This window comes from Streptomyces sp. NPDC015131 (genome assembly GCF_043079975.1).
Taxonomy (GTDB): domain Bacteria; phylum Actinomycetota; class Actinomycetes; order Streptomycetales; family Streptomycetaceae; genus Streptomyces.
The window spans coordinates 710,199-725,624 of record NZ_JBIBVB010000003.1; the positions used below are offsets into that span (position 1 = coordinate 710,199).

General features: G+C 75.5%; 10 protein-coding genes. 4 read left to right on the top strand and 6 right to left on the bottom strand.

Translation table 11 applies throughout. From position 1 onward, the window contains the following. Positions 1 to 156 precede the first annotated feature (156 nt). From sucD to ACF08D_RS14490, 6 genes are all read right to left on the bottom strand, one after another. Positions 157 to 1,041 (bottom strand): succinate--CoA ligase subunit alpha, encoded by an 885-nt coding sequence (gene sucD / locus ACF08D_RS14465; protein WP_392222927.1) that lies wholly within the window; start codon positions 1,039 to 1,041, stop codon positions 157 to 159. 20 nt (positions 1,042 to 1,061) lie between these two features. Continuing rightward, positions 1,062 to 2,240: an ADP-forming succinate--CoA ligase subunit beta gene (gene sucC, locus ACF08D_RS14470; RefSeq protein WP_392222928.1), complete on the bottom strand. Its 1,179-nt coding sequence runs from the start codon at positions 2,238 to 2,240 to the stop codon at positions 1,062 to 1,064. Between the two features lie 316 nt (positions 2,241 to 2,556). Beyond that, positions 2,557 to 3,783, bottom strand: a complete 1,227-nt coding sequence (locus ACF08D_RS14475) for a VWA domain-containing protein (RefSeq protein WP_392222929.1) — start codon at positions 3,781 to 3,783, stop codon at positions 2,557 to 2,559. Continuing rightward, on the bottom strand, positions 3,780 to 6,827 hold the full coding sequence (locus tag ACF08D_RS14480; protein WP_392222930.1) for a DUF5682 family protein: 3,048 nt from the start codon (positions 6,825 to 6,827) through the stop codon (positions 3,780 to 3,782). The genes ACF08D_RS14475 and ACF08D_RS14480 overlap by 4 nt, the downstream gene beginning before the upstream one ends. Further along, positions 6,824 to 7,957: an AAA family ATPase gene (locus tag ACF08D_RS14485; protein WP_392223199.1), complete on the bottom strand. Its 1,134-nt coding sequence runs from the start codon at positions 7,955 to 7,957 to the stop codon at positions 6,824 to 6,826. The genes ACF08D_RS14480 and ACF08D_RS14485 overlap by 4 nt, the downstream gene beginning before the upstream one ends. Positions 7,958 to 8,081: 124 nt before the next feature. Further along, positions 8,082 to 8,504 (bottom strand): MmpS family transport accessory protein, encoded by a 423-nt coding sequence (locus ACF08D_RS14490; protein ID WP_392222931.1) that lies wholly within the window; start codon positions 8,502 to 8,504, stop codon positions 8,082 to 8,084. A gap of 134 nt (positions 8,505 to 8,638) precedes the next feature. Between ACF08D_RS14490 and ACF08D_RS14495 the strand changes: the two genes are divergently transcribed. From ACF08D_RS14495 to ACF08D_RS14510, 4 genes are all read left to right on the top strand, one after another. Continuing rightward, on the top strand, positions 8,639 to 10,015 hold the full coding sequence (locus ACF08D_RS14495) for an SWIM zinc finger family protein (protein ID WP_392222932.1): 1,377 nt from the start codon (positions 8,639 to 8,641) through the stop codon (positions 10,013 to 10,015). 16 nt (positions 10,016 to 10,031) lie between these two features. Next, positions 10,032 to 11,663: a DUF5691 domain-containing protein gene (locus ACF08D_RS14500; protein WP_392222933.1), complete on the top strand. Its 1,632-nt coding sequence runs from the start codon at positions 10,032 to 10,034 to the stop codon at positions 11,661 to 11,663. A 1,179-nt stretch (positions 11,664 to 12,842) separates the two neighbouring features. Then, complete coding sequence (locus ACF08D_RS14505; protein WP_392222934.1) at positions 12,843 to 13,661, top strand: esterase/lipase family protein; 819 nt, start codon at positions 12,843 to 12,845, stop codon at positions 13,659 to 13,661. 222 nt (positions 13,662 to 13,883) lie between these two features. Continuing rightward, positions 13,884 to 15,290, top strand: a complete 1,407-nt coding sequence (locus ACF08D_RS14510) for a M23 family metallopeptidase (protein ID WP_392222935.1) — start codon at positions 13,884 to 13,886, stop codon at positions 15,288 to 15,290. Positions 15,291 to 15,426 lie beyond the last annotated feature (136 nt).

The window sequence follows — 15,426 nt, forward strand, 5'->3', positions numbered from 1 at the left end:
GACGTCCATGACGTACGTCCGGGGGCGGGCCCCTCGCCTGTGCGGCCTCCGCGCGTCCGCGGGCTTCGCGGTGCTCGCGGCGTTCGCCGTGCTCGCGGAGTCGGCGTCCGCGTCAGCGTCGGCCGATGCCGGGCTGGTGCCGGTGTTGGGCCGGTGTCAGCCGGCCAGGATGGCGCGCGCGAGCTTGGCCGTCTCGGTCGGCGTCTTGCCGACCTTGACGCCCGCGGCCTCCAGGGCCTCCTTCTTCGCCTGCGCGGTGCCGGACGAGCCGGACACGATCGCACCGGCGTGGCCCATCGTCTTGCCCTCGGGGGCGGTGAAGCCCGCGACGTAGCCGACGACCGGCTTGGTGACGTTGGACTTGATGAAGTCGGCCGCCCGCTCCTCCGCGTCGCCGCCGATCTCGCCGATCATCACGATCAGCTCGGTCTCGGGGTCGGCCTCGAAGGCCGCGAGCGCGTCGATGTGGGTGGTGCCGATGACCGGGTCGCCACCGATGCCGACGGCGGACGAGAAGCCGATGTCACGCAGCTCGTACATCATCTGGTAGGTCAGCGTGCCCGACTTGGACACCAGACCGATCTTGCCGGGCTTGGTGATGTCGCCCGGGATGATGCCGGCGTTGGACTGGCCCGGCGTGATCAGGCCGGGGCAGTTGGGGCCGATGATGCGGGTCTTGTTGCCCTTGGCCTTCGCGTACGCCCAGAAGGCGGCGGAGTCGTGGACGGCGATGCCCTCGGTGATGACGACGGCCAGCGGGATCTCGGCGTCGATGGCCTCGATCACGGCGGCCTTGGCGAAGGCCGGCGGCACGAAGAGGACCGAGACGTCGGCGCCGGTCTCCTTCATGGCCTCGGCGACGGTGCCGAAGACCGGGACGGAGGTGCCGTCGAAGTCGACGGACGTGCCGGCCTTGCGCGGGTTGACGCCACCGACGATGTTGGTGCCGTCACCCAGCATGAGCTTGGTGTGCTTCATGCCCGTGGCACCGGTCATGCCCTGGACGATGACCTTGCTTTCCTTGGTCAGGAAGATAGCCATGGTGTTTCCGACCTCGTCCCTTACTTCGCAGCCGCGAGCTCGGCGGCCTTGTCGGCCGCGCCGTCCATGGTGTCCACGCGCTGCACGAGCGGGTGGTTGGCGTCCGACAGGATCTTGCGACCCAGCTCCGCGTTGTTGCCGTCGAGGCGCACGACCAGCGGCTTGGTGACTTCCTCGCCCTTGTCGGCGAGCAGCTTCAGCGCCTGGACGATGCCGTTGGCGACCTCGTCGCAGGCGGTGATGCCACCGAAGACGTTGACGAAGACGGACTTGACGTCCGGGTCGCCCAGGATGATCTCCAGGCCGTTCGCCATGACCTGCGCGGAGGCGCCGCCGCCGATGTCGAGGAAGTTGGCCGGCTTCACGCCGCCGTGCGCCTCACCGGCGTACGCGACGACGTCGAGGGTCGACATGACCAGACCCGCGCCGTTGCCGATGATGCCGACCTCGCCGTCGAGCTTGACGTAGTTGAGGTTCTTGGCCTTGGCGGCAGCCTCGAGCGGGTTGGCTGCGGCCTTGTCCTCGAGCGCCTCGTGCTCCGGCTGGCGGAAGTCGGCGTTGGCGTCCAGCGACACCTTGCCGTCGAGGGCGAGGATCTCGCCCGAGGCGACCTTGGCGAGCGGGTTGACCTCGACGAGGAGGGCGTCCTCGGCGACGAAGGTCTTCCACAGCGTCACCATGACCTCGGCGACCTTCTCGGCCACGTCGGCCGGGAACTGCGCCTGCGCGACGATCTCGCGGGCCTTCTCGATCGTGACGCCGTCGTTGGCGTCGACCGGGACCTTGGCGAGCTTCTCGGGCGTCGTCGCGGCGACTTCCTCGATGTCCATGCCGCCCGCGACCGAGGCCATGGCCAGGAAGGTGCGGTTGGTGCGGTCGAGGAGGTAGGAGACGTAGTACTCCTCCACGATCTCCGGAGCGGTCTCGGCGATCATCACCTTGTGGACCGTGTGGCCCTTGATGTCCATCCCGAGGATGTCCGTCGCGCGGGCGACGGCCTCGTCCGGGGTGGCGGCCAGCTTGACGCCGCCGGCCTTGCCGCGGCCGCCGACCTTCACCTGCGCCTTGACGACCGACTTGCCGCCAAGACGCTCGGTGGCCTCGCGCGCCGCCTCAGGCGTGTCGATGACTTCACCGGCCAGCACCGGTACACCGTGCTTGGCGAAGAGGTCCCTCGCCTGGTACTCGAACAGGTCCACGCGCGTCCGTCCCTTTTCTGGTGATCGCGGTTCGTTGTCTGCGTGGGCGTGCCGCGGAGGGCAACGTGACTGCGCTGTCACAAGGGAGGCGTACACGGTGTCCGTGGACGCGGCATGTCCGTCTCGCAGGTTATCCCCGGGAGACCGGGGCACCTAAATCGAGGCTCACACCCGGGCGGTGATACCTGTCACAAGCATGCGCCTCCCCCGGGCGGCCCCGCGAGGCACGGGACCGCCCGCCACTGCGGATTCCGCAGGGCCGCCACTGCGGATTCCGCAGGGCCGCCACTGCGGATTCCGTACCCGCCGGGCACCTTCAGGCAGAGGTGGCCTCCGGTATGGGCAGAGGGCGCTTCTCCAGCGCCGCCGCCATCACCTCCGGGAAGAGGTCGGGGGTGCAGGCGAAGGCCGGCGCGCCGAGTGCCGCGAGGGCGGCCGCGTGCTGCCGGTCGTAGGCCGGGGCGCCCTCGTCCGACAGCGCCAGCAGCGTCACGAACTGCACGCCCGCCGCCTTCATCGCCGCCACCCGCTTCAGCATCTCGTCGCGTATCCCGCCCTCGTAGAGGTCGCTGATCAGGACGACGACGGTGTCGGCGGGGCGGGTGATCCGCGACTGGCAGTACGCGAGGGCCCGGTTGATGTCCGTCCCGCCGCCGAGCTGCGTGCCGAACAGCACGTCCACCGGGTCGTCGAGCTGGTCCGTGAGGTCGACGACGGCCGTGTCGAACACGACGAGCCGGGTGTCCAGGGACCGCATCGAGGCCAGTACGGCTCCGAACACCGACGCGTACACGACGGAGGCCGCCATCGAACCGGACTGGTCGATGCAGAGCACCACGTCCTTCTTCACGGACCGCGCCGAGCGCCCGTGGCCGATCAGCCGCTCGGGCACGACCGTGCGGTGCTCCGGGAGGTAGTTCTTGAGGTTGGCCCGGACCGTGCGGTCCCAGTCGATGTCCCGGTGGCGCGGCCGGGTGACGCGCGCACTGCGGTCGAGCGCCCCGGTGAGGGTGGCGCGGGTGCGGCCGGCGAGCCGCTTCTCCAGGTCCTCGACGACCTTGCGGACGACGGCCCGCGCGGTCTCCCGGGTGGTCTCGGGCATGGCCTTGTTCAGCGAGAGGAAGGTGCCGACGAGGTGGACGTCCGCCTCGACCGCCTCCAGCATCTCGGGCTCCAGCAGCAGCGCCGACAGCCCGAGCCGGTCGATCGCGTCGCGCTGCATGACCTGGACGACCGAGCTGGGGAAGTAGGTGCGGATGTCGCCGAGCCACCGGGCGACGGACGGTGCCGACCCACCGAGCCCCGCCGCCCGGTCCCGCCCGGTGCGGCCCCGGTCGTTCCGCCCGCCGCCCTGCGCGTCCCCGTAGAGCGCGGCGAGGGTGCCGTCCATGGCGGCGTCGGTCCCGGTGAGGGCCCGGCCGGTGCCGTCGGCCTCTCCCCCGCCCAGCACCAGCCGCCAGCGCCGCAACCGCTCGTCGCCGGCCCCGGTCCCGGTGTCCGTCTCCGCGCCCCGGGTCCCGCCCGGTGTCCGGTCACCGCTCATCGTCCCGCCCCCACAAGATCGTCGTGTCCGGTGCCGGTGTCGTCGCCGGCACTGGTCCCGGTGCCGTCGCCGGTGCTGGTCCCGGTGTCGTCGCCGGTACTGGTCCCGCTGCCGGTGCTTCCGCCGGCGGCTCCGGCGCCGGCTGGGCCGGTGCCGGTCGTGCCCGTGGCGACCGTGCCAATGTCGGCTGGGCCGGTGCCGGTGCTTCCGCCCGCGGCTCCGGTGCCAGCCGGGCCGGTGCCGATCGTGCCCGTGGCGACCGTGCCCGTGGCGACCGTGCCGGTGTCGGCCGTGCCGGTTCCGGCCGTGCCCGGGTCGTCGCCCAGCAGCAGGCTCAGCAGGGGCAGCACCGCGTCGGCCCGCCGCTCGTCCCGCTCCGCCGCGAAGCCGGGCGGCCACCCCTCGCCCCCGCCCGGTGCCGTGCCCGAGGGACCGCGCCGGACCAGCTCGCCCAGGGTGCGCCGGACGCCCGGTTCGTACGCGCCGAACGTGCGCCGCAGCAGCGGCAGGACGTCGGTGAACGCCTCCGCCGGTACGCCGGTGAGCCAGGCGTCGACCAGTCCGAGGAGCCGCTCGTCGTGGACGAGCAGCATGCCTCCGCCCGGGTTGCCCTCGCCCCCGCCGACGAAGCCCTCGATCCAGGCGGCCGCCTCGGCGGGCGGGGTGCCGGGTGACAGCGCGAGGCCCATCAGCCGGGCGGCCTCGTCCTCGCCGAGCCGCCCGTCGTCCAGCAGCAGCCGGGCGGCCCGGCCCCGCAGGACGCCGGGCACCCGGTCGCGGCCGGCGAGCCTGCCGAGGACGCCGGCCCAGCGCGCGGGCAGGTCCTCCGCCGGGTCCGCCGCCTCCGGCAGGAGCCGGATCGCGGTGTGGACGGCGTCGAGGTGGCCGCGCATCTCGGCGGCGCCGTCGGCGTCGAGCGCCGTGCAGGCGGGCGGCAGCCCGACGCAGATCCGGGCGGCGAGGCCACCGGCGACCTCGGCCAGCGCGGCGGTGTCCGTGGACCGTACGTCGCCGTACCGCAGGGACCGGGCCAGCGCGGGCAGGGCCTGGGCGAGGTGGCCGACGTCCGCGTCGAGCGCCGCCCGGTCGGCGAGCGCCCGCATCACCACGGGCAGCGCCTCGGACAGCCCGGCGAGCAGGCAGCGCTCGGCGAGCGCGGTGACCTCGGCGAGCGCGGTCGCCGCGAGGGCGTCCGCCTCGGCCCGGGCGGTGGCGGCCGTGTGGACGGTGGTGCCCCACACCCCGGCCTCGGCGACCCGCACATGCAGCTCGGGCTCCCAGCGCAGCCGCCAGCCCTCCCGGAACGTGCCGGTGCCGGCGCGCTCCGCGGCCGGTTCCCCCCAGCCGATGCCGAGCAGCCGCAGCCGGTGCAGGAGCCGGCTCTTCGCGGCGTCGGTGTCCTTGCGCAGGTCGAGGTCGAGGTCCCGCTCCGACGCCTCCGGCTTGAGGCGCAGGGTGCGCTGGAGCCTGGTGAGGTCGCGCTGCAACGGCACGGCGGGGGCGGTGTCGGGCACCTCGCCGAGGACGTCCCCGATGATCAGCCGGTCCCGGATCAGGTCCAGCGGCACGTCGGAGCCGTCGCACATCACCGCCCGTATCGCGTCGACCGTCTCGGTCAGCCCGGCCAGGGGGCGTCCGCGCAGGGCGGCGAGCGTCCCGGCGAGCCGGACCGCCTCGATGACATGCGCCGTGGAGACCGGCCGGTCCTCCTCCCGGAGCAGTCCGGCGACCTTGGTCATCCAGCGCTCGACGGGCCGGTCGGGCGCCGCGAACAGGTGGCCGTACCAGCCGGGCGAGTCGATTCCGGCGCCGTACCCGCTGCGGCGGGCGAGGCGGCGGTGCGTCCAGGGCACCCAGGTGATCTCCGTTTTCACCTTGGGCAGCCCCTTGAGGAGGGCCCGGTCCGCCGTGACGGTCGTCTTCGCGGCGAGGGCGGGCACGTGCCAGGCGCCGCAGACCACGGCCACGGCGTCGCCGTGCTCCTTGCGCGCGGCGCGGAGCTGGAGGCGCATGTACGCCTCGCGGACCAGGTCGCGCTCGTGCCCGCCGTGCCCGTGCGTCTCGCGGAGGGCCGCCATGGCGTCGGCGAGGCCGGCGAAGACGGCGAGCGGGTCATGGGCGGGGCCGTGTCCTGAGCCGGGCTCGTCGGAGTCGCGCTCGCCGGGGGCGCGGGGGCCGGGGTCGCTGTGGCCGGGGGCGCGGTCGCCCTGGCCGGCGCCATCGGGGGCCTGGCGAAAGGCGGCTCCCGGGGCGATGTCCGGACCGGCTCCCGGGGCGCGGTCGCCGTGGGCGCTGTGCCCGGGGGTGCGGTCGCCCTGGCCGGGGCCACCGGGGGCCTGGCGAGAAGCGGCTCCCGGGGCGATGTCCGGACCGGCTCCCGGGGCGGGGGCGCCGGGGGCGGGGCGAGAGGCGGCCTCCGGGGCGGCGTCCGAGGCGGTGTCCAGTGCGGCGCCGGGAGCCGTGCCCACGGCGGCGCTAGGAGCCGTGCCCGGGGCGGCGCCCGGGGCGGTGTCCGGCGGTGGGCCGTGCGGGTCGGCCCCGGTCGAACGGTGCTCGACCACGTCCTCCCACCAGCGCTCGGGGTCGTCGTACCCGGCGGTCCGGGCGAGCACGGCGAGGGGGTCGATCCGCAGCCCGTGCCGCCGGTCACCGGCCTCGCCGGGCTCGCCGCCGTCCACCTCCTCGCCCTCGCCGTCCGTCCACGTGGGGTCCTGGGCCATGGCGAGCGTGTGCGCCGCCGGCAGGTCGATGAACCGCACCGCCGCACCGTGGTCGAGCGCCCAGCGCAGGGCGACCCACTCCGGGGAGAATTCCGCCATCGGCCAGAACGACGCCCGGCCGGGGTCGTCCACGGCGTGCGCCAGGAGGGCCACGGGCGGGCTCATCGACGGGTCGGCGGCGAGCGGCAGCAGGGCGTCCCCCTCGGGCGGGCCCTCGATCAGTACGGCGGCGGGCTTGGCCGCGTCGAGCGCGGCCCGCACGGCGCGGGCCGAACCGGGCCCGTGGTGGCGGACCCCGAGCAACAGGGGCCCGGCGGCCGTCATGCCGACACCTCGCGGCACGCCCGGTAGAAGTCCTTCCAGCCGTCCCGCTCGCGGACGACGGTCTCCAGATACTCCTGCCAGACGACCCGGTCGGCCGCCGGGTCGCGGACGACCGCGCCGAGGATGCCCGCGGCGACGTCGCCGGGGCGCAGCACGCCGTCGCCGAAGTGCGCGGCGAGGGCGAGGCCGCCCGTGACGACGGAGATGGCCTCGGCCGTGGACAGCGTGCCGGAGGGGGACTTGAGCTTGGTGCGCCCGTCGGTGGTGACCCCGTCGCGCAGTTCGCGGAAGACGGTGACGACCCGGCGGATCTCGTCGATGCCCTCCGGCGCGGCGGGCAGGTCGAGGGCGCGTCCGGTCTGCTCCACGCGGCGGGCGACGATGTCGACCTCCGCCTCGGGTGTCGCGGGCAGCGGCAGCACCACGGTGTTGAAGCGCCGGCGCAGTGCGCTGGACAGGTCGTTGACCCCGCGGTCGCGGTCGTTGGCGGTGGCGATGAGGTTGAACCCGCGGACGGCCTGGACCTCCTGGCCCAGCTCCGGGATGGGCAGGGTCTTCTCGGACAGGATGGTGATGAGGGTGTCCTGCACGTCGGCGGGGATGCGGGTCAGCTCCTCGACGCGGGCGGTCATGCCCTCGGACATCGCGCGCATGACGGGGCTGGGCACGAGGGCGTCGCGGCTGGGCCCGTGGGCGAGGAGCCGCGCGTAGTTCCAGCCGTACCGGATGGCTTCCTCGGGTGTGCCGGCCGTGCCCTGCACCAGCAGGGTGGAGTCGCCGCTGACGGCGGCGGCCAGGTGCTCGGAGACCCAGGTCTTGGCGGTGCCGGGGACGCCGAGGAGCAGCAGGGCGCGGTCGGTGGCGAGGGTGGTGACGGCGACCTCGACGATCCGGCGCGGTCCGACGTACTTCGGTGTGATCACGGTGCCGTCGGGCAGGGTGCCCCCGAGCAGATAGGTGGCCACGGCCCAGGGCGACAGCCGCCAGCGGGCCGGGCGGGGCCGGTCGTCGGCCGCCGCGAGCGCCGTCAGCTCGTGCGCGAACGCGTCCTCCGCGTGCGGGCGCAGGGCCTCGGCGCGTGGCGTGCTCGTGGCTTCCTGGGTGGCTTCGGTGAGTGCGGGCACGGTGATGGATCCCCCTCCAGATCATGTGCGACCGGGTGTGGAATCCACCGTGCACCATGCCACTGACAATCGGCCGCTCCCGCCGTGCAGGACGGGAAGCGACCGCTCGGCGAACCGAGTTGGCGCGGTGTCAGCCGGCGACCGGCGACACGGCGATGCAGCCGGTCGCGGCGGCCATGCCCTTGGCGGTCTGCTCCTGGATGACCTTGCCCTTGTACGTGATCTTGCAGCTCATCTCGACGCCGGCGGGGTCGACGGCGACCGGGAGGACACCGGGCGGCAGCAGGCCGCGGAGCTTGACGGTCTTCTTCCACGGCAGCGCGGGCTTCTTCACGGACTCGATCTTCGGCTTCGTGGCGTCACCGCCGTCGGCGTGGTAGTCGATCGAGTCGATGCCCTTGCCGGTGATCTCGTACGTCACCTCGTACTGCGCGTTGACCTCCTTGTCGACCTGCTTGGCGGCCTCGTCGGCGATCTCGGAGCAGGCGCCGAGGCCGAGGACGAGCCCGCCGGCGACGAGCGCGGACGCGACGGCGCGACCGGTGCGGTTCATGGTTCCCCCCAGGGAGTGAGTTGCGTGGTGTCAGGCAGGAAACAGTAAAGGGGAGGTCAAGTCAACTCGCGGTCGGTCAGGGTGAAACCGCTGGTCAGAGCTGATTGTCAGTGGGGGCACCTACCGTCGGGGACATGAATCAGCAGGGGGTGCGCTGGACGGCGGAACAGGTGCTGGCACTGGCTCCTGACGACGCCTCACGCAGAGCGGGGAGCCGCCTCGGCACGGCCGGGCCGTGGTCGGGCGGCGGGAGCGACGGCTCGGGGGCCGTGTGGGGCCTGTGCAGGGGCAGCGGGAAGACGCCGTACCGGACCGTCGTCGACACCACCGGCCCGGCCTACACGTGCAGTTGCCCCAGCCGGAAGTTCCCGTGCAAGCACGCGCTGGGGCTGCTCCTGGTGTGGGCCGCCGACGAGGAGGCGGTGCGGGGCGGCGAGCCGCCGGACTGGGCGGAGACATGGCTGTCGGGCCGCCGCGCCCGGGAGGCGAAGAAGGAAGAGAGAGAAGGGAGAGGAGGGAGAGACGCGGGGGACAAGGGGGAAGGAGCAGGCTCCGGCGGGGATCCGGTGGCGGCGCGGCGGCGGGCCGAGCAGCGGGCCGCCCGCATCACCGCGGGCGCCGAGGAGCTGGAGCAGCGGCTGGCCGACCTGCTGCGCGGCGGTCTCGCCTCCGCCGACCGGTCGGGGTACGGGCCGTGGGAGGAGACCGCCGCCCGGATGGTCGACGCGCAGGCCCCCGGGCTGGCGGGCCGGGTCAGGGAGCTGGGGGCGATACCGGGCTCGGGGCCCGGCTGGCCGGTGCGGCTGCTGGAGGAGTGCGCGCTGACGCACCTCCTGGACCGGGCCTGGCTGCGCCTCGACCGGCTGCCCGAGCCACTGGCGGCCACGGTCCGCACCCGCGTCGGCCTGACCGGGCCCGCCGAGGGACCGGCGGTGCGCGACCGTTGGTCGGTCCTCGCCCAGTACGACACCTCGGACGGCCGGCTGACCACCCGTCGCGTCTGGCTGTACGGGCGGAGCAGCGGGCGTACGGCCCTGGTGCTGTCGTTCGGCGCGGCCGGGCGGGCACCCGCCCTCGCCCTGCCCGTGGGCGTGGCGCTCGACGCGGACGTGCGGTGGTACGCGGGGGCGGGGCAGCTCCGGGTCGAGCTGGGCGAGCGGTACGCCGACCCGGTCCCCGACTCCGGTCCGCCGCCCGGTGGTTCGGTGGCCGACGCCCTCGCCGCGTACGGATCGGCGCTGCGGGACGACCCGTGGCTGGACTCCTGGCCGGTGACGCTCACCGGTGTCGTCCCCGTGCCGGAGGGGGACGGCGCCTGGCAGGTGGCCGGCGCGGACGGCGGCGGCGCTCTGCCGCTGACCCCGCAGGCCCTCGCCCGGCCGGGCCTGTGGCGGCTGGCCGCCCTGTCCGGGGGCAGGCCGGTCACGGTGTTCGGCGAGTGCGGGCACCGAGGCTTCACCCCGCTGACCGCCTGGTCCGCGGACACCCCCGAGACCGTCGCGCTGACCTGACGCACCGGAGGACACGATGACCACCACCACCTGGGACGACCTGGTCGCCTCCGCACTGCTCGGCACGGACCGCCGCGCGCCCGCCGCCGACGTCCTGGCCGCGGCGCCCGGCCGGGACGCGCCGGTCGCGCTGCTGGGCGCCGCCGCGGCCCGGACCGTGCGGCGCCGGGCGGGCCTGCTGCCCGGGCCCGCCGCCGCGCCGCCGGAGCCGGCGGCCCCCGACGGGCGGCCGGCGCTGCCGGATGCGGCCCGGCGCCGGCTCGCCCACCTGCTGGCCGACCGTTCCGGCGGCTCTGCGGGCGGGGGCCGCCGGGGTGCGGCGCCCGACCTGATGGAGCTGCTGCCGCAGTGGCTGGCGGCGGCCGGGGAGTACGGCTACCGGGCGCCCGCGTCCCTCCTGCCCGCGCTGCTGGACGCGGCCCGGGCCCGTACCGACCTCCGGCCGGCCGCCCTCGCCCTCGCCGGGCCGCGCGGTCTGTGGCTGGCCCGGCTCAACCCGGACTGGCGGTTCGCGCTGCGCGCCGCCCCGGGCGGCACCGCGCTGCCGGACCCGGACGACGAGGCGGCCGTGCGGTGCCTGTGGGAGGAGGGCCTGTTCGCCGAGCGGGTGGCCCTGCTCGGCGCCGTACGGGCCCACGATCCCGCCGCGGCGGGACAGCTGCTGGCCTCGACCTGGTCCGCCGAACGGGCCGAGGACCGGCTGATGTTCCTCGACTCCCTGCGGAGCGGGCTGTCCGGTGACGACGAGCCGTTCCTGGAGGAGGCGCTCTCCGACCGCAGCCGCAATGTCCGCTCCACCGCCGCCGAGTTGCTCTCCGCCCTGCCCCGCTCGGCGTTCGCCCGCCGCATGGCCGAGCGGGCGTCCACCTGCGTGGGGCTGGACCGCACGGGCGGCGAGGCGGTGATCACGGTGGAGGCCCCGCACGAGTGCGACGCGGGCATGCAGCGGGACGGCGTCCTGCCCGATCCGCCCAGCGGCCGGGGCGAGCGGTCCTGGTGGCTGGGCCAGCTCGTCGAGGCGGCGCCGCTGTCCGTGTGGCCGGCCCGACTGGGCGGGCGCACCCCCGCCGCCGTGGTCGCCCTCCCGGTCGCCGACGACTGGCGCGACGAACTGCACGCCGCGTGGTGCCGCGCGGCGGTCCGGCAGCGGGACCCCGACTGGGCCCGCGCCCTGCTCGGGCCGCCGGCCACCCCGCCCGCGTCCGGCCCCGGCACCTCCTCGCTCGCCGAGCGGTCGAAGCTCCTGTCGGTCCTGCCCGGCGAGGAACGGGCCGCCTGGGTCGCCGGGTTCATCGCGGCGCACGGCCTGTCGGAGGCCTTCCAGCTCCTCGGCGTCTGCGCGGTGCCCTGGGCCGAGCCGCTCGGCCGCGCCGTGGTCGACGCGCTGGACATCGCCCGGGACGCGGGGAGCTACCCCTGGAGCTTCAGCGGGGTGATGGGCCTGGCCGAGCGGTGCCTCGACCCCGGCCAGGCGGACCGGCTGGAGGTCCTGACCGCCGTCCCCGACGAGCCCGAGGACGCCTCCCCGGGAGCGGGGGGCTACTGGTCGGAAGCGTTCCAGCGCCTGGTGGCCACCCTGCGCCTACGCTCCACGATGCTGGCGGAGCTCGCAGAACCGCCCGCGCCCCCGGGCGCCCCGCCCGACTAGGACGGACGCCCCCGGCGCCCATCCGGCGCGGAAGGGCGCTCGGCGCTCGGCACGGGCGGGCGCGGGCGCGGCCGGGGCAGGCCCCCGGGGGCGCGCGGCCCCCGTCCGACCGGGACGGGCGCCCCCGGGCACCTCGGCGCTCGGCGCGGGCGGGTGCGGTTGCGGGCGGGGCAGGCCCCGGGGCGCGCGGCCGGGCGGGCACGGCCGGGGGGCAGGCGCGGCGCCTGCTCCCCCGCCTGACCGGAACGGGCGCCTCGGCGCTCGGCGCGGCCGGGTGCGATTGCGGGCGGGGCAGGCCCCGGGGCGCGCGCGGCCCGGGGGCGGGCGCGGTCCCCGGGCCCCGCGCCTGACCGGGACGGGCGTCCCGGTGCTCGGCGCGGAAGGGCGCTCGGCGCGGGCGGGTGCAGCCGGGGTGCCCGCGCGGCCCGGAGGTAGGCCGGCCGGGGGTGGCCCGTGGGCGCCAACTGCCCCGGCTGCCTGGCGCCTTGGTCGCCAGGGTGGTTCGCCCACGTACGGCGCGGCCCGCTCACGGGGCGCACGCCCGCGTGGCCGGGACGACCCCGGGGCCCGGGCGGGCCCGCGGGCCAACGCCCCCCAGCCGTACGCACCGCACACGCTCGCGGGCCCAACGCACCCCAGTCGCACGCACCGCACACGCCCCCGGCACCCCGACGTCCCGCTACGCACCGCACACGCCCCCGGCAGCCCAACGTCCCGCACCCACCAGCCCACCGCCCGCGCAACGCCTCCTCCCACGCCCCGGCCTCCGCCCCGGCGCCCCGGCGCCTCCGCTCCGCACCGCCCACGCCTCCGGCACCCCGACGTCCCGCTACGCATCGCAGACGCCTCCGGCAGCCCGGCGCCCCCCGCGCCCGCCGCCCCGCACCACACACGCCCCCTCCCACGCCCTGGTGCCTCCGCCCCGCACCGCACACGCCCCCGCCTCCGTCCCGGCGTCGTTTCGCTCGGGGCGGCGAAGGGCACATCACCCGTGGGACAAGTTCGTTCGCCACGCGTCGTATCCGCGTCGTACCGCCCCTCAGCCGCGGGGGCGGCCGGGACGGTCGCCTTGGGAGCCGCGACGAGGTCGCCGTACCACCGTGCCGCCGGCCGCGCGGCGCGGCGGTTCGGCCGCAGCGCCACCCCTCCGGGACGGCACCCCCAGTTCGGAGGTCCGCCGTGAGGGTCCTGTTGCCGTGGAAGCTGCTGCCCTTCTTCCCGTCGCGCCTGTCCGCCGCGCTGCTCAAGGCCACCGCCCTGGAGCTGGCGATCCTCGCCGGGCATCTCGTCCTGTACCCGACCGGGATCGCGGCCGAGCGGCCACGGCTTCCGGGCGCGACCGGACTCCCGGGCGGCTCGGCGGCCCGGCCGCCGACGGTGCTGCTGCACGGCTTCGTCGACAACCGCTCCGTCTTCGTGCTGCTGCGCAGGTCCCTCGCCCGCCACGGGCGGCGCCATGTGGAGTCGCTGAACCACTCGCTGCTGACCTGCGACATCCGCGCCGCCGCCGAGCTGCTCGGGCGGCACGTCGAGGAGATCTGCGACCGGACCGGGCACGAGGAGGTCGACGTCGTCGCCCACAGCCTGGGCGGCCTGATCGCCCGCTACTACGTGCAGCGCCTCGGCGGTGACCGCCGGGTGCGCACCCTGGTGACGCTGGGGACACCGCACGGGGGCACCACCGTCGCGCCGCTCGCGGCGGCCCACCCGCTGGTGCGCCAGATGCGTCCCGGTTCGTCCGTCCTGCGGGAGTTGGGCGAGCCGGCGCCGCGGTGCCGTACGCGGTTCGTGGCGTTCTGGAGCGACCTGGACCGGTGGATGGTGCCGGTGGAGACGGCGCGGGTCGAGCACCCGGACCTGATCGCCCGGAACATCCGGGTCAGCGGCATCGGCCACCTCGCCCTGCCGGTGCACCCGGCGGTGGCGGCGCGGGTCCGGGAGGCCCTGGACGAGGACGGGACACCCGCCGGAACGTCTGATTCCGCGTCAGTGGCGTAACCCGAACCGACCACTCTTCGAACACCTGTCGAACGTAAGGCCAAAGCTCTGCCCACACTCCGCCGAAAGGCGGCCGAATGCCCGTTTCCCGCAGAGCCAAAACCCTCGGAAGATTGTCGCTCGCGCATACCGCCGGGTACAGTCGCGCCCACTGCTTTCCCCTCTGGGGGCCTCACCGGCCGTCCCAGACCTGGTTCTGCTGCCGAGGCGAGAGAGAAGTTGGTGGACGACCAGCACCCCCACGCCGGGTACGTCGGAGACGACGCGTATTCCACCGGCAGCTTCGCCACCGATCCTCTCTTCGGTGCCCTTCCCGGCACCTATGAGCACGCATACGAAAGCAGCACCAGCAGCGGCCAGTACGACACCGGCCACTGGACCGCCGCCACCACCACCGCCGCCACCGCCACCCAGGCGTGGGCGACGACGGACACCACCGGGTACGTCGAGTACGCCGGGGGCCACACCGGGCAGTGGGACGCGGGCGCCTGGAACGAGGCGGCCTCCTACGACACCACCGGCCAGTGGAACGTGGCCGCGGCCCCCTTCGAGACCGGCGCGTACGACGCCACGGCCTGGAACCACGCCGCCGCGGCGACCGAGACCTTCACCGTCCCCGAGCAGTACGACTATGCGGCGGCCGACCAGTCGCCCGTGGCCGACGCCGCCCTCCCGGAGCCCGAACTCCTCGGGGACATCGCCCCGGAGGCGCCGGCCGAGCCGCTGCCCGGGGACCTCGCCGGGGCCGACGCCCTGCACGACAGCCTCACCGAGACCGCGATCGCCCCGGTCGTCCCGGCCGCGGCGGCCGCACCGGCCGGCCCCCGGGCCTCGCGCCGCGCGGGAGCCTCGGGCACCGGAGGCGGCGGCAGCCGCGGCCGGCGCCGTACTCCCGCCAAACGGTCCGCGCTTCTCACCGTCGCCGTGCCCTCCGCCTGCGTGATGGGCGTCGCCGGCATCGCGGCGGCCTCCGTCAGCGGCCTCACCAACGGCGCCCCCGGCGAGACCAAGAGCGACGAGAAGGCGGTGACGGCCGCCGACGCGCCCACCGCCGTGAAGCCGGTCGTCGCCAACAGCGAACTCGACACCCAGCTGGCCGCCCTGAGCGCCGACGCCCGCGACTTCGGCGACCGTGCCAACCGCACCCAGGAGCGCATCGACCTCAAGGCGCGCCAGGAGGCGGAGCGCAAGAAGCGCGAGGAGGAGGCGGCCCGCCGCGAGGCGCTGCGCCCCAAGTTCGCCCTCCCCGTGGCCCTGCACCAGCTCAGCGCGCAGTACGGCCAGGCGGGCGTCAACTGGATGTCCCTGCACACCGGTATCGACTTCCCCGTGCAGTACGGCACGCCGGTGATGGCCGCGACCGACGGCACCGTGCGGACGCAGTGGAACAGCGCGTACGGGAACATGGCGATCGTCACCGCCAAGGACGGCACCGAGACCTGGTACTGCCACCTCAGCAGCACCAAGATCCGCTCGGGCGAGGTCAAGGCGGGCGAGGTCATCGCCTACTCCGGGAACTCCGGCAACTCCACCGGACCGCACCTGCACTTCGAGGTACGGCCCGGCGGCGGCGCCGCGATCGACCCGGTGCCGTGGCTGCGCGGCCACGGCCTCAACCCGACCGGCTGAGACCCCGGCCCACGGCCCCCGGCCCCCGGCCCACAGCCCACGGCCACCGGCCCCAGGCCCTTGGCCGGCCCGGAGCCACCAGGCCCGACCGGCATGGCGCCACCGGGCGGTAGCCACCCGGCGGCGCTGAAGCGCT

What these genes read in the sequence shown, in the direction of transcription:
- sucD (WP_392222927.1), bottom strand. Translation starts at nt 1,041, where the DNA reads ATGGCTATCTTCCTGACCAAGGAAAGCAAGGTCATCGTCCAGGGCATG.
- ACF08D_RS14475 (WP_392222929.1), bottom strand. Translation starts at nt 3,783, where the DNA reads ATGAGCGGTGACCGGACACCGGGCGGGACCCGGGGCGCGGAGACGGAC.
- ACF08D_RS14480 (WP_392222930.1), bottom strand. Translation starts at nt 6,827, where the DNA reads ATGACGGCCGCCGGGCCCCTGTTGCTCGGGGTCCGCCACCACGGGCCC.
- ACF08D_RS14490 (WP_392222931.1), bottom strand. Translation starts at nt 8,504, where the DNA reads ATGAACCGCACCGGTCGCGCCGTCGCGTCCGCGCTCGTCGCCGGCGGG.
- ACF08D_RS14495 (WP_392222932.1), top strand. Translation starts at nt 8,639, where the DNA reads ATGAATCAGCAGGGGGTGCGCTGGACGGCGGAACAGGTGCTGGCACTG.
- ACF08D_RS14500 (WP_392222933.1), top strand. Translation starts at nt 10,032, where the DNA reads ATGACCACCACCACCTGGGACGACCTGGTCGCCTCCGCACTGCTCGGC.